Genomic DNA, 18,016 nt, shown 5'->3' with positions numbered 1-18,016 from the left:
CAATAGGTTTATATTTTGATCATTCTGATTATCAATTCCACAAATCAACAGGATAGACACCCGCCTTTGTCAGCTCCTGCAACTGCGCTTTTACAATCGACGCATCCTCTTTAAAAGTCACACCAAACCATTTCGCATGAGTAGGAATCATTTTCACCACACCTTTACCTGCATTAATCAATTGATCAGCAACTTCAGGGATCAAAAATTCAGCTTTCAGATTATCTGCATTTGCGATTAGAAACTTAATATACTCAGCTTCACTCCAATTTACAAATTCAGGGGTAAAACAAAAGAAGTTCATACTCACCTTAGTATCCAAAGGCAACTCAATCAGAGAGGAGCCATCTTTAACAATTGCCCTGCCTTCTATTTTACTGATCTCCTTACGTTCTGTAATTCCAACGATATTACCCGCATCACTTACATTAATCTCTCCGCGGGTAACTGAACCATGATCACTCAGGGTATTTTTAAGCTCATATCCCACACAAGCATATTTTCCATCCCCGGCTTCTGTCGTCAGAAAATCATGAGCCTGCTTAAAAGCATCATAACCATAAAAATCATCAGCATTAATCACAGCAAAAGGAGCATCCAGCACATCCTTGGTACATAATAATGCGTGCTGTGTACCGAAAGGCTTTGTACGCGCTGCAGAAATCTGCATACCCCCGCTAAATTTATCCAAAGACTGATACACGTAATCCAATTCGATTTTACCTGCAAGCTTAGGCTCAATAGACGCCTTAAAAGACTCAGCAAACTCCTCACGAATGATGAAAATCACACGGCCAAAGCCTGCTTTAATCGCGTCAAAAATTGAATACTCCATAATGATCTCTCCCGAAGGACCAAAAGATTCAATCTGCTTGTTACCGCCATACCGGCTCGCCATGCCGGCGGCTAAAATTACTAATGAAGGTTTTAATTTAGTCATAAATAGGGATGTTATAGACGCAAATATAGTATTATCAAGCATTTCTCCCTATTAACACAGCATTAAATTTTCATTTAAATATAATACTTTAATAAAAAAAGCCTTTCATTAAACATAAAACACTACAAAAACATAATTATAATAACATAAAAATAAATACATTTGCAACAATAAGCCAATACAAAGGTTAAATAATCATTAAATCCTTAATTTAAACCTGGTTTACATTAATAATTGAATAATTTTAAAGCCAAATAAACATTTACTATGCAAATAGCAGCTATGTTTTCAAATTCCATTTAAATTATTCAAACAGATTACAAACTAAAGATAACAAAGAAAAAAAAACTTTATAAAACACAGAAATACAACAACTTAATCACACAAACATTCAACCAAACAAAATGAAAAACAACAATTTCGTATTAATAATGGCCGGCGGTGTTGGCAGCAGATTCTGGCCTAAAAGCCGTAATGCATACCCTAAACAGTTTCTGGACATCTTAGGAATAGGAAAATCACTACTACAATTAACTTATGATCGTTTTTTGAAATTATGTCCGGCAGAAAACATATATATCGTAACCAACAGTCAGTACAGTGATATTATTGTAAATCAACTAAAAGGAATTAGCTTAGAGCAGTTAATTTGCGAACCAACACGGAATAATACCGCTCCATGCATCGCTTATGCATCATTTAAACTTAATGCTATAAATCCGGAGGCAAATATAGTAGTGGCTCCTTCCGACCATTTCATTCTGCATGAAGACATTTTCATCAAAAAAATTGAGCAAGCATTAAACTATACAGAAAAAAACGAAGCACTGGTTACTTTAGGCATATCTCCAACCCGGCCAGACACAGGCTATGGTTATATCAAATATGAAGATGCAGAAACAGAAGGTGTACATAAAGTAGTCCGGTTCACAGAAAAGCCATCTCTTGACAAAGCAAAAGAGTTCCTGAAAGCCGGCGATTATTTATGGAATGCAGGCATCTTTATCTGGAAAGTCAGCTCTATACTCAAAGGGTTAAAGAAACATGCAGAAGACATGCACACCCTATTCAGCAAAGGCAGCCAATTATACAACACAAGTGACGAACAATCGTTCATCAACGAGCACTATCCAGGTTCACCAAACATCTCTATAGATTACGCCATTATGGAACAGGCGGATAATGTGTATACCATACCGTCAGATTTCGGATGGTCAGATCTTGGGACATGGGCTTCTTTGTATGAATCGGCACCAAGAAATGAAGATAACAATGTATTATCAGCTAAACATCATCATATCAAAGACACCCGGAACAGTATAATTCATATCAACAATGATAAACTGGCTATCATAAGAGGACTTGACAACTTTATAGTGGTAGATGAAGGGAACGCCCTGTTAATTTACCCAAAAAACCAGGAACAGGAAATAAAAGAGGTGGTCAAAGAAATGAGTAACGCTTTCGGAGAGACATTCATCTAAACAACATTGCAAGCTGCTTCCTTATTTTCAACCTGATCCTTTTATGAATTTCGCCAGAACAACCAATATCAGCTTACTACTGATACCTGCCATATTTTTTATTTCCACGATAGAAATAAAAGCACAAACCTTTAGAAATATACACGCTGAAGCAGAGACCCAGGTCACTGGAACATCCAATGGCGAAGTCCCTTTCTGGATGCGCTCCAATCAGTTCGGATCAGTTCCTTCACCCGGTGCATCCGCTAGTTTTACAGGAAGAATTTACCGGGATTACGACACACCCACTATCACAGCTATCAATTCAGGAAAGAAAAAACCGATAGACTGGGGATTTGGCTTTGATGGAAGAGTGAACGCCGGCAAAGAATCCCACCTGCTGCTTATAGAAGCTTATGCCAAGATCAGAGCGGGCATCTTCCAATTAAAAGGAGGCAGAAGCAAAGATGTAATGGGACTGAATGGCGACACCGCTCTAAGTTCTGGTAATTTTGCCGTATCCGGAAACTCATTAGGCATACCTAAAATAGAACTTTCAATTCCAGATTATTACAGAATTCCCGCCTTTGACGGCCTTTTCTCATTTAAAGGGAATTTCGCTCATGGCTGGGTTGGAAAAACAAGAATTCTGGATGTGATCAGTGGCACCCCTCCAAACCCTCCTCTTTATTATATTCAAAACACACATCCTGTAACCTATTTCCACCAGAAATCATTGTACGTACGCCTTGGTAAAAAAGACTGGAAATTAAACCTGTACGGTGGATTTAATCACCAGGTATACTGGGGTAATGAAAGAGAAGCATTTGGCCCAAATTTCAAATTATCGTCCCTGAAATCATTCTTTTATGTCGCCACTGGAAAATCTTACGGATCGAAAGGCATCCCTACCTCTAAAATAGGCAATCAGCTCGGTTCTGTTGACATTGGGGCAACCTACGATTTCAATAACCTGAGCGTCATGATTTACCGCCAGAATTTTTACGATGTAGGTGCACTATCTAAACTCGCAAATATCAGAGACGGGCTAAATGGTATCAGTATAGAAAATAAAAATTACAACCCCGACAACCGGGGTTTTGAATGGAAAAAGGTATTATTTGAATTCCTCTACTCAAAAGATCAGGCAGGTTATCCCTGGTCAGTTCCAACAAAATCTGGTGATGAAGATTATTACAATAATTTCTATTATATGGAAGGATGGTCTTACAAAACCATGGGTGTTGGAACCCCTTTCATCACCACCAGAAATGACGCCAGAACAGGACAAGCTTACCGCTATGCGGATTATTTTATCAATAACAGAATAGTTGCATTTCATTTGGGGCTTTCGGGGAGCCTGTACAACTGGATCTTTTCTTCCAAACTCTCTTACTCCAAAAACTATGGTACTTTTGGAACCAGCATCTATGGCGGATCAACAGGTTCCATCAGAAATCCCCAAACAACAAATATCTTTGTTCCTGTACAGCAATTCTCCTTTTACCTGGAAAGTATGAAAGCAATAAAAAAGGGCTGCAGCATAGGTTTTGCCACAGCCCTTGATCAGGGTAAACTTTTATATAATTCTTATGGTTTGCAATTGAAGCTAAAGAAAAACCTTTAAATTAACGCTTTATCAAACCCTTCACCGCTATAAAGTGTTGCTCATACTGACCGACAATGATTTCCCAGTCATATATTTTCGTGATCTTATCTAAATTGTTTGCAATCATCAATTGATACAGATCACGATCATAATCTACTGTTAATAAGTGCTTGCGAACATCTTCTGCATCCTGAAAATACAGCGCATCTTTTTCCAGGATATACTTATTAAAGGGATTATCATTCGCACAGATCAGACTGCTTGAAGCCATAGCCTCCAAAAGCGACGGATTTGTACCACCAACCGTATGTCCATGAAAATATATTTTAGAATAATATCTTAAACTATTTAAGATATCAATATTATAAATCCCTCCTATAAACTGAATTTGAGAATAAGCTGCAAATTTCTCTTTCAGATAATTTCCGTAAGAAGTTTCATGTTTACCGACAACTAAAAAAGGAACATCAGGATTTGCAAGAGCCACCCCATCAAGAATCACTTCAATACTGTTTTCAGGCTCCAGCCTCGCAATTAACATATGATAACCATAGGGCATCAGTCCATATCCGGAAAGCACACTGATATCCGGGCTTTCAAAGACAGTAGCACCATAAGCTATAAATGTAGAGTCCTTTTGATATTTATCTTTCAGATAGTCCTGAATCCCTATAGAATCTGATATCAAATGATCACTGTATTTCACCCCCAAACTTTCAGCATATCTTAGAAATTTCTTCACCTTCTCTGAATACTTGGTACGTTTCCACTCTAGTCCATCCATGTTAGTGGTAACGACTGCCTTTTTAGGTAACATCCAGCCCCATACAGAACTACTGGTATATCCTAACTGCAAAATAATATCACAATCCCTTTTTCTCACATCCAGAATACAGTTCAGATCATAAATAAACTGTCCGGCAGTACCGATTTTATCTTCAGGATCATAACAATGCACTAATTTAACCCCATTCCATTCTTTCTCCTGATAAGGGTGATGATGAGAATTATAAACAATAACTTCAAAACCTTTTTTAACCAGTCCCAGCGCAAGATATTCCGCACATTGTTCAAAACCTCCATAATAGTTTGGTATACCCCTTGTCCCGACGATCGCTATGCGCATATTGACTGATCTTTACTGATTATATGATAAAAATTATGGGCTATCACCTCCCAGTTATACTTCAGGTTGATGGCTTGCCTAATCTGCTCAAAAGGATAATCCTGATCTTTGAGTACAGCCTGTAACATAGCTTCAAATTCCGGCTGATTATTAGGGTCAAATAAATACTTAAAAAAATCAAATTCTGACATAGCAGTCTGATTTGAACAAATGACTTTACATCCGTTCATCGCCGCTTCTATCGGTGGTATACCAAAGCCCTCTGCCAGCGAAGGAAAAACAAAGACCTCTGCCTGATGATAAAAAGCATTGAGGTCAGGCCAGCTAACTCCCTCCAGGAAATGAATATATTCAGAGTTATTCTCCTGAATAAGTTTTTGCAGCTCATTAAAAGCATTCTGTTCAATTTTTTCTTTTTTACTTCCGATAAAAACTAAACTGTAGCCCTGATCATAAAGCTTTAATTTCAAAAAGGCAGTCAATAATCCAAGATGATTTTTTCTAGGTTCAAAACGGCTGACGTATAAAATATATTTTCCAATTCCATATTTCTCTTTGATGTTCACCACTGGATCAGTAAGAGGACTTACCGCTACTGCATTAGGAGTAACATGAATATGCTGCTGATCGATCAGAAACCTTTTTGACACATCTATTTTTGAGTACTCCGAAACCGTCAGTATAATATCAGATCTTTTTGCTGAAAGTAAAAAAAGCACTTTTCTGCTCATCCGGTAAGTCCAGGGAAAATATTGCTTAAACTCTAAAAAAAGCAGATCATGAATTGTATTGATAAATTTGCAATTTTTGACAAAGGGTACTAAATATTGAAAATGAGCATAGTCATATTTCCCTTCCTTAATTAAACGTGGATATTCTTTCAGCAAACGCTTCATTCTTGAAGAAGAATTCAGTTTAACAAATTGAAATCTAGGATCAGGAAACAAAGTTTTCAGATGATCAATATTATGTGCACATAAAAAAATCTCTAATCCTTCAAATTCTACCAATGCAGAATATAACCCATACATATAGGTTGCAGTACCCTGAAAAGAATGATCAAAAATATGTGCATCCAATAAAATTTTTATTCTCTTTTGTAGCAAACTCATTATTTTTTATTTAATTGTTATTTAAAGCTTTTTGCAGACCCCTCAAAAAATCAGGCCCTTTTACAGAAGGAGTAAGATACGCTCCTTCTCCATTTTCATTCCAGGCATAAAGAATACCTATTTTTTCATGAGTAATTTGAGCAGCATGTTTACCCATCCAACTGACCATACCCGAAACAGATTTGTAAACCGATTTCTCAGAATACCCAACAAAATAAGGCGCTGTATCATATTTATTATTTGGCGCCGACCAAGGCCTGGGGTCCCAGTTTAGCGTTGATACCGGTATATAATTTAAATGACTTGTTTTTACTACCCTACTCCACAATCGCTTCTCAGCGGCCTGCATACTATCAATCGGAATTTGCTGAGTCGTCTTTGATGCCAAACCAGCATTATGTTCATTATAACCAGTTAAAATATCGAAACCACACTCTTCTGCCTGACTTATACTCCGCTTATCACCAGATACACAGGCAGCAATAGTTACCCCATTTAATCCACTGGATATAGCCGCAGTTTTTAAAGTCCGAAAAGCACTCCTCACTGAATCCACAGATCCAAGATTATCAATCAGGCTCTGTACTGAAAACAAAATCAGCAATGGTTTATCGTCCACTTTTAAATAACCAGCAGTTTTGAACTGCCTGATCCATTCTGCCTGAACAATAGCCCAGTCCTCCTTACCGATTTCAAATCCCTTATGATTTGCCACCATCAAACAATACTGCATTTTTCCGGTATAAGCCGATTTTTGAAAAAACTTCAGCGCATTATTTAAAGGCTCGCCTTTATACTTATCTTTCCCACTGTAATACCAGCAAAAACTAAAAAAAGAAAGCCCCGCTCCCGATGCAGCCAGAATTTGCTGGTCAACTATCTTTTGTGAACTTGTAATCCAACCCCATTTAGGCTTTCTCTCTGCAAAAGAATTCATTAGTTTTGGACTGATATGCTGCGTATATCTCCCTGTCCATCCATCAAAATAATAAGCACCCAATTTAATCTCACGGTTCCGGTTCCCCTGAGCATTAGCAAGAGAATGGTCAGCAACAAAAACTATCACAAACCACAGAAATACAATACTTTTTTTTAACGAAAAAAATGATGTCGAGTCCATATATTGATCAGATTATTTATATGTTATTCAAAAACCGTATACTCATCACTAAAATATTTTCTGAGCTGAGCATAGATATAAGTAAATTTCTTTTTTTCTTTTCTTTCCAGTAGCCCAATCATCCCGGGCGTCAGTAAAGAAATCCCCTTCACCCCAAAAAATTCATTTGCATAGATAATTGTATTCGAATAGATACCTACAACTTCTTTAAATCTTCCAGTTAGCAACATATACTCAGCCGGCAGACCATAGTCTTCAAAAAATACAACTTTATCAGAAGTCAGCTTACTTAAAGCCTCAATTTTTTCTGCACATGACCGCGGATGAGGTTTAATAATCACACTTAGCTCTAACTCATTACACCTTTGTATAAATTTCTCATAGAGCCTCATCTCTTCTTGTAATGACACAACCTTATCTTCAGAAAGAGACTGGCATAATAATAACACGTCTTTATCTTTAAATGTATCAGCAGTTATTTGGTAAGCGTCTTTCAAAACTGTCAGAAATGCAGTTTTAAGATAGGACAAAGGAACATAACCTTTTGGGTCAACCTCTTCAACCCTGCAAGACATAATTACTTTATTAAAAATATGATAAGAATTTTTATAGCCATAATATTTTACTTTTGACCGTAAAAACAAATATCCAGCCATTAGTTTTAACAACCCATGCCCTCTTATTCCAGGCAAATAATCTAAAATACCATCCTCCGATTTGATATAAATCTTACGGTCCCCAAAAAGATCATAGATAACTTTAAACAAGACCGTTTGCTCCGAAAACACGAGAATAGTTTCAACTTTTTTAAAATATTCGTGCTTTAAGGATTCAATTATAAAATCAATATATGCTGATGCGCTAGCTGCTTTAGCTCTGGAAAGCACAGATAATTGCCCCCATTCTACTATAAGCCTGATTGCGGTTTCTTCAGCATTGAGTATTTTCACAATCTCTGCATATGATTTTGGAGAAGATTTCTCTATCACATATTGCGGATCAGTTATATTTTCTTTAAGGATATAGCTCTTAGCTAAAAGAGCCTGCCACGGACTTCCTACTATTATCAACATATAGATTTTTGTCTTTATTTAATGCTTCAATGGTTATGAGAATTAATAGTGATAATTCTACATAATAGATTAAGGGTAAAAGGAATGATACAGCGAGATAAACAAGGATAATCACTGTTGAAAGGGACCCTTTTTTATAATGCACCAGCGGAAAAGACAGGAAGATAAAAACGGCCGTTAATAAACCCAGCTCAATAATCACCGACAGGTACCCTGATTCGATAACTAATGCATTATCAAAAAATGCAGCGGTATGCGCCCCCACTTTACCCAGGCCAATTCCGTTGCCTATATTTTCCCAGGCGATCTTAAACCCTCTGTCCAGACTTTCAAAATGACCTGCAGAACTGGTATCTTCCAGAGAAGTACTGTTACTCCAGAAAGTATCAATCGTGCCCAGTTCCATTTCCTGAATAGAAGCAGGAACTACAAAAAACTGGATGATTATAATAAATACCAGTACCAGCAGATATTTCACTGTCTTGCGGGTAAAGAAATTCAAATAAGGGATGACAAAGAAAAACAGATAGGTCGCAATCGTTGAACGGGTAAAAGTAAGCACCAGGCTTATGGTTAAAACCATATTTACAGCTTTCGCAAATCTGGCACTAAACAATTCTTTATATTTAAAAGATAAGACTAAAGCAAGGATCAGATATACACTATAAGGAATTGGCGCAATAAACCCTCCTGCCCCTCTTTGCAAAAGACCGTATCCGATATAAAAAGTAAAGTTGAGCTTTTCATCACTAAAAGTATTGACAGGGTAACCAGCGTTAAGGTATATGCTTTCTCCCAGAAATAATTGCTGAATGATCGTAAATATGGCCATTATGAAAGCCCCGGTTATAAACCATTTCGCAATTTTCTCCCAGTCAATCAGATCTGCCAGCTTATAAAGCGCAATAGTCATCAGAATAGGCAGGAGATAAATCCGGTAACTATAAGCCGCAAGCACACCTATACTATTAAATACCAGATGCGCAGTCAACAGAAAAACCGTACATAAAAGCACAATCAGCTTCATCCCCGCTATTTTAGGCCCTTTATGTGTAATAGCCAATATAAACAAAGCAATAACAGCCAGTTCTTTCCAGAGTACAATCAATGAAAAATACTTTCTCAGGTATCCGTTCACAATCAGCGAATGCCAGGGAAGCAATACTACAAGACTTAAAAACAACCTGTTAACCAATGCTCTCATCCGGTCTTTTTTTGAATATATAACTATAAGAATAGAGTGCGATCAATGATTCTGCAACTAATAGCGATACAATCGAACTGTATCTCAGATAACCCAGAAAATAACTGACAAGATTCAGGACAAGCACGATAATCAAACCATAAACAGTGAGTTTATTAAAGATCCCGCCCCCTTCAAATGCCTGTAAAAAAGTAATGGTAAAAAAGGACATACAAACCACACCTATCAAAGCCACACCGACATTAAAGTTGAACCTGATTATCTCAGAAACCGGCGTTGTTTTAGGGACGATAATATGTATAATCTCATTTGAATAATTCAGGTACACCAGCAGGAACAATATGAATCCTGCCGTTGCACTCAGATTTAAATACAATGATAACTTAAGCGCCTTCTGCCTGTCAAGCTTACAGAAATAAGGATAAACAGAAGTGATCAGTATCGCCCTGCCCATACTAAAGATATTATAAAAAGTAAAAGCATAAGAAATCATTCCCAATGAAGTTTTATCAGTCAGAAATCCCACCAGAATCAATCCTATTGAATTATAGGCCCTGGCACAAAAACTACCGGTAGTAAAAAGCATAGTTTCATTGAACTGGCTTTTTGGCCACGTTTTTTTTATAGCAACCAGTACCAGGTTAGATTTAGTCATCCATTTTAAGAAAAAGCCGGAAATAATAGCAGCAGCCAGTAAAGGGCCGATTTTAGCCACACTTATAATATAGCTGTTACTTAAATCCAGCTTTTTCCAGATCAGCAGATAAAGCACCAGCAAAGCAATACCATTTGTAACCAGGTTAATTAATGCCTGACTGGAAATCTTACCCACCCCTTTTAAAATCCAGTCGCAGTAGTACAGATAAATCAGCCCCCATAAAATCAAAAGGGAGGCAAAAGTAAAAGAGTCTTCGATGAAAAAAGAATAAACGATAGAGAACAGTACCCAGATGGCAAAACCAATAAACCTGAAGGTACTCACTGTCCTGACCATGTCTTTAATCGTTGTAAGATCCTTTAACTTAATCAGCTCCTTTACACCAAAATTTTGTGAGCCAAAATCGATTACAGTCTGCCCGATAGAGGTTATGGTGATAAACAAAGAAAAATAACCATAAGTACTCACCGAAAAATTCCGCGAAACAAGCAAAACAATAACCAGCGTACAAAATCTGTTTAAGGACTCAAATAAAACCGTTTTGAGGATACTTAATTTCATTGGTCAGGATTACAGGTAAACTGCTCAATATAATTTTCAGAAACACGCTTTAATTCCGTGTTATTATAACCCGCAAATGAAATATCATTAAATGAAGCTGCATCAAGATCATTGATAGAATCACCAATTAAAATCACATCCTTTTTATCATACTGATAAGCTGCCAGCACATCTTCAACTAATTGCTTTTTGGGTGTTGGCGAACCATTGATCGTTTTAAAGTATCCGGAAAGACCTACCGATTCATTGATAATCTTAAGTTCTTTGCCATCAGACCCCGATACAATATGCATCTGAAAGTTTTCCTGATTATTTTTGATAAATTCAACGCTATCCTGAATCAGCAATCCCTTATCCATCAGTAAGGACAGCATAATCTCCGAAAATTTAGCCGCCAATACCAAAACCTGCTCCTCAGTGACTGGTTCTTTTCTGATTTCCTCAAAGAAATATCTGAACTTAACATATCTGGACAAACCGCCATTAGCTTCATGGAAAGCCATCAGCTCATCAACCTGTTCTTTTGGATACTTAGCCAGCACCAATTCAAAACCTTTTGACCTGATAGGCATAGAGTCCATAATAACCCCGTCAAAATCCCATAACAAAACCTTATATTTTGATAGCATCTTCTTTTAATCTAGCTAATACATCTGTTAAATCTTCGGGATTATCCACTGCAATTGATTCACTGGAAAGCTCAACCATCCTCACTTCGTAATTCAGCTCCAGAAACCTTAAAATTTCGATATCCTCCTCAGCTTCGAGCGTAGTTTTATCTTTTTCTGAAGCGAAAGCTTTTAAAGCAGCGAAAGGAAATGCGTAAATACAAACCTGCCTCCAGCCTTTGACAAAATCCAATCCTTTATTACCAGGAACAGGGCTTCTGGACATATATAAAAGTCTGCCATCAGGCCTGAAAACAACTTTGGGTACAGATTTACTTCTGTACTGCCTTTCGTCAGTAATGGAACAATATCCATTCAGGATCTCTCCGGGATAGGTATCCAGTCTGGAAATTATTTTTTTAATATCATCCGGATTAAACAAAGGCTCATCTCCCTGAACATTAATATAATAATCTGCTTTGACCAGATCAGCAACCTCAGCTATGCGGTCTGTTCCCGTCAGACAATGATCAGAAGTCAGTAAGACCTGAATATCCAAAAGACGGCAGTGATCAACAATGCGCTGATCTTCTGTAGCCACATAAATTAAACTTTTATCTACAGCCTGAACACATTGTTCATAAGTTCGCTGTAACATGCTCTTACCATCAATAATAGTAAGAGGTTTGCCTGGAAACCGGGAGGATTGGTACCTGGCTGGAATAACTACAATAAAATCCATTAGCATACTAAACTATAAACAGAACCAGACTTTAACATCTTATAGCGGGTTGGCGTCAATGAAACCAGCGCTGTATCATAAGTTTGCTGGAATACCTGGAACAGGAACTCATTTTCTTCAACCAGACTTCTTTCCAGCTGCGAGATCGAAGCTTCCTGATACCCGTCAAATCCAACAATATAAATTTCTTCTGCTTTTAGCTCCACTGCAGTTTGCAAGGCCAGAAGACTATGTGAATCTTTGAATTTATCCGTAAAAGAAATCTGCTCAAATTCAAAGCAGGAGTCATGGATCTGAGCAGGGATATAGGTCCCCATTTTTCTTGGAAAAGGAGGAAAAACACAGGTACCTTTAAAATCACCAAGATCACTGAATACTTTCTCCAGACGGTGACCTTCATTGCCAACCAGACAGTAAAACTGATCTGCCTGAACATCTTTATAATACAAAGCATTTTTTGAGCTGGAATGTACCACAGCAATATCCACCGTCTGATTCGCAAATTCAATAATTGCTTTGGAGTGTTCTGCCGAGTTAGGCCCGCCGCCAACAATCAATACTTTACTATAAGATTTTGCAGGTTTAAAAACCGGCAGCTCTTCATTATCCTTGATATTATTCTTTTGATTCTGCAGTGCCCTCACCATGCTATTAAGCGAGTAGACCCTGGTTGTATACCAATCCATTACATCCTTTTGAGGTAATGAATTTGAGCCTGAGATCATATAAGGTACGTTAGTCCCCCACTCGTATTTTTTCAGTAACTTATCAAAACCATCTACCACATTTCCAATAGCATTAAAATCTATGTCCATGTTATATTTGGTATTTAAAACTGACAACAACAACTCAGTCTTTAGATTTCCCGCTCCGCGGCCCATTCCCAGAATTGTTGAATCAACAATATCTGCCCCATATTCAACCGCAGTCAGTGAATTGATTAAAGCCATCTCCAGGTTATTATGCCCATGAAAACCAATTTTACAATCAGTCTTAGACCTGATCAGGTCCATAGTTTGCTTCACATCATCCGGAAAAACACCACCATAGCTATCTACCATATAAAAATAGTCAGCTAATCCGTCCAGACCACTCAATTCTTCCACAAAATTCCCGTACTGTTTCCATTTAGACATATACATTACATTGAAACCCACTTCAAAACCATATCTCTTGATTTCTGCAGCCAATTTCAATGCCCTGCCTAACTGCTGGGGGTCCAATGCAATTCTGACCATGTCTACAATACCGATAATTGGCTGAAGTAAATCAGCAACATGTTCTACCCTGATATCTTTTTCATTAAAAATGATCACCAGTTTTTTTGTCGTCAGGCTCTTCAGCTCCTGCAATTCATATACTGGAGAATAGAAGTATTTACCATAATAATCTTTGATAGGTATACTTCGGTATCCAACCTCTATATAATCAACCGGCAGGCTGTTTAAAGAATTAAGATAGGTATGGACTAAACTTTTATCGAAGTCCCAGTTCGTGTAATAACCACCGTCCCGTAAGGTACAATCAAGTATTTTAAACATAATTAATTAAGATTTGAACAACTTATTAAACCACTTTTTATTTTTATTTTCTGGAGTATCATAAGAGCCATAGCCGTATCCATAGCCATAACCGTAACCATAGCCGTAACCATGACCATTGATATCGTTGACAACAATTCCGATATTTCTCATCTTTTCATTCCTGCTCAAATCATCAATAATATTCAGTTGCTGTTTAGAAGTAAAGTTTTGTCTGACCATGTACATACACACATCTGCATGAACAGCCATCAGCTGCGCATCAGCAACAATTCCAATTGGCGGGGCATCTATAATGATAAAATCAAACTGCTGCTTGAGTTCTTCAATTAATTCCTTTGTACGATCATCCAGTAACATTTCGGCCGGATTTGGAGGAACCGGCCCAGAACTTACTATAGATAAATTTTTATGGATACTCAATGGCTTTACAATATCCCCGGCCGTTAGATTAGAGTCTATAATATAATTCGTAAAACCTACATGATTTGAAATATCCAGCTTGGCAGATAAGCCGGGTTTACGCAAATCCAACTCCATTAACAGAACTTTTTTGTTCGATAAAGCCAGGATATTAGCCAGGTTAATTGCTGCAAAAGACTTCCCTTCACCAGACATACTTGAAGTAATCAGGATCACTTTTTCTTCCTTAGTTTTCATATAAAAGGAAAGATTAGTTCTTAAAGCCCTGAACTGCTCTGATACTGCAGACCTGGAGCTATTGGCAACGACCAGATTACTGTCTTCTTCATTATGACTGATCTCTCCGATTACAGGCACACTGGTCAGCCTGCTGATATCTGCTTTGGTTTGAATCTTATCATTTAAAACATCTTTTAAATAAAGAACCGATACCGGTATCAATAAGCCCATAAAAAGACCTACTACATAAATCATTGCCTTTTTAGGGTTAAACGGCTTAACCTCAGATTTAGGCGGATCTATCGTTCTGGAATTCGAGATGTTTGAAGTTTTAGAAATCGCAGTTTCTTCACTTTTCTGCATTAAAAAAAGATAAAGCTCCTGCTTAATTTGCTGCTGACGGGCCAGATTCAGGTAATTACGTTCAATTTCAGGAACACCACGAACCTGGGTTTCCGCCTTTTTCATTTGATTGCTTAACCTATTCCTGGTGATCGTAAATGCATCCAGTGTCGTAACCAGATTGGCTTCAATATCTGCTCTCGCATTCGCAATTTCTTTATCAATTAATATAATTGCAGGGTTAGCCTCAGTAACACCGATTAATCTTCTGGCTCTTTCGAGTGTTAAAGTATTGAACTTTTCTACGGCACTGCTAAACACTAAATCGGCAGGAACTAAAGAACTGGGTAAAACCCTCTTATTTTTAGTACCGTCTTTCAGGTATTCCTGTAAACTTTTAAGAATACTGATCTGCGTTTCTGTCTTACTCAGATCACTCACATACTGACCAGTAGTCTGCACCAGCAATTTCGACTGCTCGGTCATATCAGCAAGATTATTCTTCTGTTTAAAGCCCTGGATATTACCTTCCAGATCTCCCAGTTCCCTGCCAATAAAACTTAAACGGTTCTGAATAAATTTAACTGTGCTATCCGCTATTTCGTTCTTATCCTTTACATTTTCCTGAACATAATTCTGAATCAGTTTATTCAGAATATCCTCCCCTTTTTTAGGGATAGGATGATTCAGGGAAAGATCTACAATCGTTATCAATTTATTCTTCACCTCAACCGTAAGGTCTTCCATTAAATCAGCAACCCTGGAATCAACAGAAGTAATATTCGCCCTGTATTTACTATACAGATCTTTAACAGCCGCATCCCTTGAAATCAGGATTGTACCTACATGCGGGATTTTAAATGGCCGGTCAGGATTAACCAGTGTATCCAGTTTTTTAGAACTGATAGCCACCTGATTATTTTTTAAAAATTCGATATCAACATTAGTCTCTTTAATTGTATCCTCTGCACTTACTATTTTAACAATAACAGGCGATTGATAAAGCTCCGTGTTTTTAACCCGTCCTTTTCTGTAATAGGTTATATTCAAACCCATATCTTTTACGACCTGCTCCATCAGATACCTGGTTCTTAAGATTTCAGCCTCATTATCTACAGTACTTTTAGCACCTAATAAACCTCCCAGATCACCTAATATATCACTGCCAGCCATCATGCCACTGCCCTTTTTCTCGTCATTTACCAGAACTCTTGCAGATATTTTATAGGCCGGTGTTTTATATCTTGCATATAAAACAGACAGCGTTACACAAATTACCACAGAGAATAAAATCCAATACCAATTATATAATAAACGTGATAGTATTTGCTTAATATCTAAAGGCTCGTCTTTATTTGATATTCTATTTTCAATTTGATTGTTCATTGATTTAAACTAAGAGATTATTAACTAAAGCCTTGAAAATAAGACAATTAAAACTGAGAGCGCAGTTCCAATAATTGCATAAGTCTGCGTTCTTGCCTGATTTAAAGAAGCAGCTTTTCCTTTATTAGGCTCGACATAAATCACATCGTTCTGTCTGAGATAATAAAAAGGACTGTTAAACACTTCAGAAGAGTTTAAATTGAGACGGGCGAATTCTTTTTTACCATTATTTTCCCGGATCAGCAGTACATTTTCACGTCTGCCAAAAATAGTCAGGTCACCAGCTAAACCTAAAGCGTCCAGCACGCTTACCCGCTCATTTGGCAATACATAAGAAGCAGGTCTTCCAACTTCACCCAAAACAGTTACTTTAAAATTCGCATAGCGCACCTGTACATTCGGATCCTTGTAAACAACAGCAGCCTTTTCCTTAATTAAATCCCTGGCCTGAAAGGTTGTCAAGCCCCCTATTTTCACCTTACCAATGATAGACAGATCGATTTCACCATTTTTATCTACTAAAAATCCAGCGGCTGCAGCTGTTGAAGCAATCCCCGGCACTTGCCCCGGAACACTGCTTAAAGCTTGCGTACCTACCTGATTTACAACCATTGAGGTAGCAGGATCAATGGTAAAAATAGAAATGGAAAGGATATCATCCGGCTGAATAGCTGGTTCTGTGAATGCAGCTGTATTTGCTAATACAGATTTTTCGGCAGACGTAATGTCCTGGAAATAAGGCACATTTTTTGTACTTGCACATGATGCAAAAAGCAAAGCCAAAAACAGCATTGCGCTGTTTTTGATTTTACCGTTTTTAAAACTTCTTCTCATAGGTGGATAAGGCGTTTTTAACAGGTTTTAATTTTATAATTGTATTCGGGTTATTTTAATTTTCAAAACATATTCTTTCTATGTCTACGGAATATTTAAATCGTTTTATCTGAATTGAAATCGGTATTAATCAATACTCAGGATCTTCGGGCTTTAATTCAATAATTGTAACAGCTATAAAAAAGAATCAGGAGAATAACTCCTTGTTCCTGAAGTTATAACCACCTAATTTCCTAAATAAAAAACCGCTGGTAATCGCAGCCGAAAGCCCGTGTAAATGCCTGTTATGATGCAAATCGGTAGCCGCAAGATCATAAAGTGAATTTTCCAGTAAATAATCAGCAGCACGCTTAACCTCTTTACCATAATAACCACAAACAGACAATAAGTTTAACTGGAACAGCACACCAATTTCCTTATACCTATTGAAGCGGCCAAGGTTATCATGGTTAAAACTGTAACGCTCAGGATGTGCAAGGATCACATGATAACCACGAATTTTCAGTTCAAAGATGACCTGATCTATACCAGGGGTTTCCGAGAGATAAGACATTTCAATCAAAACATATTTACCCGGCAAACAAAGCAATTCATCAGTGATTTTAAAATTCTCATCAACCATATATTCAGCAGCAGCATCAACACAAACATCTAAACCTCTGTTTTTCAATTCATTCCTGACTTCATCCAAAGCAGTTCCAATTGTATTAGAATTATTAGGATATAATTCTTCAAAAATATGCGGTGTACACAAAAATTTACTAAAACCCAAATTATTTAACCCTTTGATTAATTTCAAAGACTGCTCCAGGTCAGGCGATCCATCATCAATTCCCGGCAGCAAATGCGAATGGATATCAACACCCAGCCACTCTATATCTTCAACTTGATTTTTTCTCTTAAAAAAGGTAAACATTCTTTATAATATGGTATTTCGTAAAGCAATAAAATCTAAATTCTTCAATAGAAGATCAACACTGTATGTTTTTTAACGAAAGTACAAATTTATTGATACATAAAATGATTTAAACATTAAATTATTGTGTTTTTTTTGT

General features: G+C 37.3%; 15 protein-coding genes. 2 read left to right on the top strand and 13 right to left on the bottom strand.

What is annotated here, in order from left to right; translation table 11 throughout:
* Nucleotides 1–31: 31 nt before the first annotated feature.
* Nucleotides 32–940, bottom strand: a complete 909-nt coding sequence (locus tag HDE68_RS05385) for an NDP-sugar synthase (RefSeq protein ID WP_183879636.1) — start codon at nucleotides 938–940, stop codon at nucleotides 32–34.
* A 404-nt stretch (nucleotides 941–1,344) separates the two neighbouring features.
* On the opposite strand from HDE68_RS05385, the gene HDE68_RS05380 reads away from it, so the two are divergent.
* The gene (locus HDE68_RS05380; protein ID WP_183879635.1) at nucleotides 1,345–2,424 is read left to right on the top strand and encodes a mannose-1-phosphate guanylyltransferase; all 1,080 of its coding nucleotides are present in this window, start codon (nucleotides 1,345–1,347) and stop codon (nucleotides 2,422–2,424) included.
* A 43-nt stretch (nucleotides 2,425–2,467) separates the two neighbouring features.
* Nucleotides 2,468–4,030, top strand: a complete 1,563-nt coding sequence (locus HDE68_RS05375; protein ID WP_183879633.1) for a capsule assembly Wzi family protein — start codon at nucleotides 2,468–2,470, stop codon at nucleotides 4,028–4,030.
* Between the two features lies 1 nt (nucleotide 4,031).
* Here the strand turns inward: HDE68_RS05375 and HDE68_RS05370 are convergent, their stop codons facing one another.
* The 12 genes from HDE68_RS05370 to HDE68_RS05315 all read right to left on the bottom strand — a co-directional run bounded on the left by HDE68_RS05370 (nucleotide 4,032) and on the right by HDE68_RS05315 (nucleotide 17,877).
* Nucleotides 4,032–5,138: a DUF1972 domain-containing protein gene (locus HDE68_RS05370; protein ID WP_183879631.1), complete on the bottom strand. Its 1,107-nt coding sequence runs from the start codon at nucleotides 5,136–5,138 to the stop codon at nucleotides 4,032–4,034.
* Nucleotides 5,129–6,250, bottom strand: coding sequence for a glycosyltransferase family 4 protein (locus tag HDE68_RS05365; RefSeq protein WP_183879628.1), 1,122 nt, complete (start codon nucleotides 6,248–6,250; stop codon nucleotides 5,129–5,131). The genes HDE68_RS05370 and HDE68_RS05365 overlap by 10 nt, the downstream gene beginning before the upstream one ends.
* Before the next feature lie 10 nt (nucleotides 6,251–6,260).
* The gene (locus tag HDE68_RS05360; RefSeq protein WP_183879626.1) at nucleotides 6,261–7,370 is read right to left on the bottom strand and encodes a glycoside hydrolase family 99-like domain-containing protein; all 1,110 of its coding nucleotides are present in this window, start codon (nucleotides 7,368–7,370) and stop codon (nucleotides 6,261–6,263) included.
* A gap of 23 nt (nucleotides 7,371–7,393) precedes the next feature.
* Nucleotides 7,394–8,443, bottom strand: coding sequence for an alpha-2,8-polysialyltransferase family protein (locus tag HDE68_RS05355; protein WP_183879624.1), 1,050 nt, complete (start codon nucleotides 8,441–8,443; stop codon nucleotides 7,394–7,396).
* Nucleotides 8,400–9,647, bottom strand: coding sequence for a hypothetical protein (locus HDE68_RS05350; RefSeq protein WP_183879622.1), 1,248 nt, complete (start codon nucleotides 9,645–9,647; stop codon nucleotides 8,400–8,402). The genes HDE68_RS05355 and HDE68_RS05350 overlap by 44 nt, the downstream gene beginning before the upstream one ends.
* Nucleotides 9,631–10,866 (bottom strand): hypothetical protein, encoded by a 1,236-nt coding sequence (locus HDE68_RS05345; RefSeq protein ID WP_183879620.1) that lies wholly within the window; start codon nucleotides 10,864–10,866, stop codon nucleotides 9,631–9,633. The genes HDE68_RS05350 and HDE68_RS05345 overlap by 17 nt, the downstream gene beginning before the upstream one ends.
* Nucleotides 10,863–11,495: an HAD family hydrolase gene (locus tag HDE68_RS05340; RefSeq protein WP_183879618.1), complete on the bottom strand. Its 633-nt coding sequence runs from the start codon at nucleotides 11,493–11,495 to the stop codon at nucleotides 10,863–10,865. The genes HDE68_RS05345 and HDE68_RS05340 overlap by 4 nt, the downstream gene beginning before the upstream one ends.
* The gene (locus HDE68_RS05335; RefSeq protein WP_260171626.1) at nucleotides 11,479–12,222 is read right to left on the bottom strand and encodes a 3-deoxy-manno-octulosonate cytidylyltransferase; all 744 of its coding nucleotides are present in this window, start codon (nucleotides 12,220–12,222) and stop codon (nucleotides 11,479–11,481) included. Before HDE68_RS05335 ends, HDE68_RS05340 begins: the two co-directional genes overlap by 17 nt.
* The gene (locus HDE68_RS05330) at nucleotides 12,216–13,757 is read right to left on the bottom strand and encodes a hypothetical protein (protein ID WP_183879617.1); all 1,542 of its coding nucleotides are present in this window, start codon (nucleotides 13,755–13,757) and stop codon (nucleotides 12,216–12,218) included. The genes HDE68_RS05335 and HDE68_RS05330 overlap by 7 nt, the downstream gene beginning before the upstream one ends.
* A 6-nt stretch (nucleotides 13,758–13,763) precedes the next feature.
* Nucleotides 13,764–16,127 (bottom strand): GumC family protein, encoded by a 2,364-nt coding sequence (locus HDE68_RS05325; protein ID WP_183879616.1) that lies wholly within the window; start codon nucleotides 16,125–16,127, stop codon nucleotides 13,764–13,766.
* Nucleotides 16,128–16,151: 24 nt separating this feature from the next.
* Complete coding sequence (locus HDE68_RS05320) at nucleotides 16,152–16,961, bottom strand: polysaccharide biosynthesis/export family protein (RefSeq protein WP_183879615.1); 810 nt, start codon at nucleotides 16,959–16,961, stop codon at nucleotides 16,152–16,154.
* 187 nt (nucleotides 16,962–17,148) lie between these two features.
* Nucleotides 17,149–17,877, bottom strand: coding sequence for a tyrosine-protein phosphatase (locus HDE68_RS05315; protein ID WP_183879614.1), 729 nt, complete (start codon nucleotides 17,875–17,877; stop codon nucleotides 17,149–17,151).
* Between the last annotated feature and the right edge of the window lie 139 nt (nucleotides 17,878–18,016).

The organism is Pedobacter cryoconitis (assembly GCF_014200605.1).
Lineage (GTDB): Bacteria > Bacteroidota > Bacteroidia > Sphingobacteriales > Sphingobacteriaceae > Pedobacter > Pedobacter cryoconitis_B.
This window is presented reverse-complemented; position numbering and strand designations above follow the sequence as displayed.

Excerpts from the sequence above, each read along its gene's own strand:
- HDE68_RS05350 (WP_183879622.1), bottom strand. The coding sequence starts at position 9,647 with ATGAGAGCATTGGTTAACAGGTTGTTTTTAAGTCTTGTAGTATTGCTT.
- HDE68_RS05380 (WP_183879635.1), top strand. The coding sequence starts at position 1,345 with ATGAAAAACAACAATTTCGTATTAATAATGGCCGGCGGTGTTGGCAGC.
- HDE68_RS05330 (WP_183879617.1), bottom strand. The coding sequence starts at position 13,757 with ATGTTTAAAATACTTGATTGTACCTTACGGGACGGTGGTTATTACACG.
- HDE68_RS05365 (WP_183879628.1), bottom strand. The coding sequence starts at position 6,250 with ATGAGTTTGCTACAAAAGAGAATAAAAATTTTATTGGATGCACATATT.
- HDE68_RS05335 (WP_260171626.1), bottom strand. The coding sequence starts at position 12,222 with ATGCTAATGGATTTTATTGTAGTTATTCCAGCCAGGTACCAATCCTCC.
- HDE68_RS05375 (WP_183879633.1), top strand. The coding sequence starts at position 2,468 with ATGAATTTCGCCAGAACAACCAATATCAGCTTACTACTGATACCTGCC.
- HDE68_RS05385 (WP_183879636.1), bottom strand. The coding sequence starts at position 940 with ATGACTAAATTAAAACCTTCATTAGTAATTTTAGCCGCCGGCATGGCG.
- HDE68_RS05355 (WP_183879624.1), bottom strand. The coding sequence starts at position 8,443 with ATGTTGATAATAGTAGGAAGTCCGTGGCAGGCTCTTTTAGCTAAGAGC.
- HDE68_RS05315 (WP_183879614.1), bottom strand. The coding sequence starts at position 17,877 with ATGTTTACCTTTTTTAAGAGAAAAAATCAAGTTGAAGATATAGAGTGG.
- HDE68_RS05345 (WP_183879620.1), bottom strand. The coding sequence starts at position 10,866 with ATGAAATTAAGTATCCTCAAAACGGTTTTATTTGAGTCCTTAAACAGA.
- HDE68_RS05320 (WP_183879615.1), bottom strand. The coding sequence starts at position 16,961 with ATGAGAAGAAGTTTTAAAAACGGTAAAATCAAAAACAGCGCAATGCTG.
- HDE68_RS05360 (WP_183879626.1), bottom strand. The coding sequence starts at position 7,370 with ATGGACTCGACATCATTTTTTTCGTTAAAAAAAAGTATTGTATTTCTG.
- HDE68_RS05370 (WP_183879631.1), bottom strand. The coding sequence starts at position 5,138 with ATGCGCATAGCGATCGTCGGGACAAGGGGTATACCAAACTATTATGGA.
- HDE68_RS05340 (WP_183879618.1), bottom strand. The coding sequence starts at position 11,495 with ATGCTATCAAAATATAAGGTTTTGTTATGGGATTTTGACGGGGTTATT.
- HDE68_RS05325 (WP_183879616.1), bottom strand. The coding sequence starts at position 16,127 with ATGAACAATCAAATTGAAAATAGAATATCAAATAAAGACGAGCCTTTA.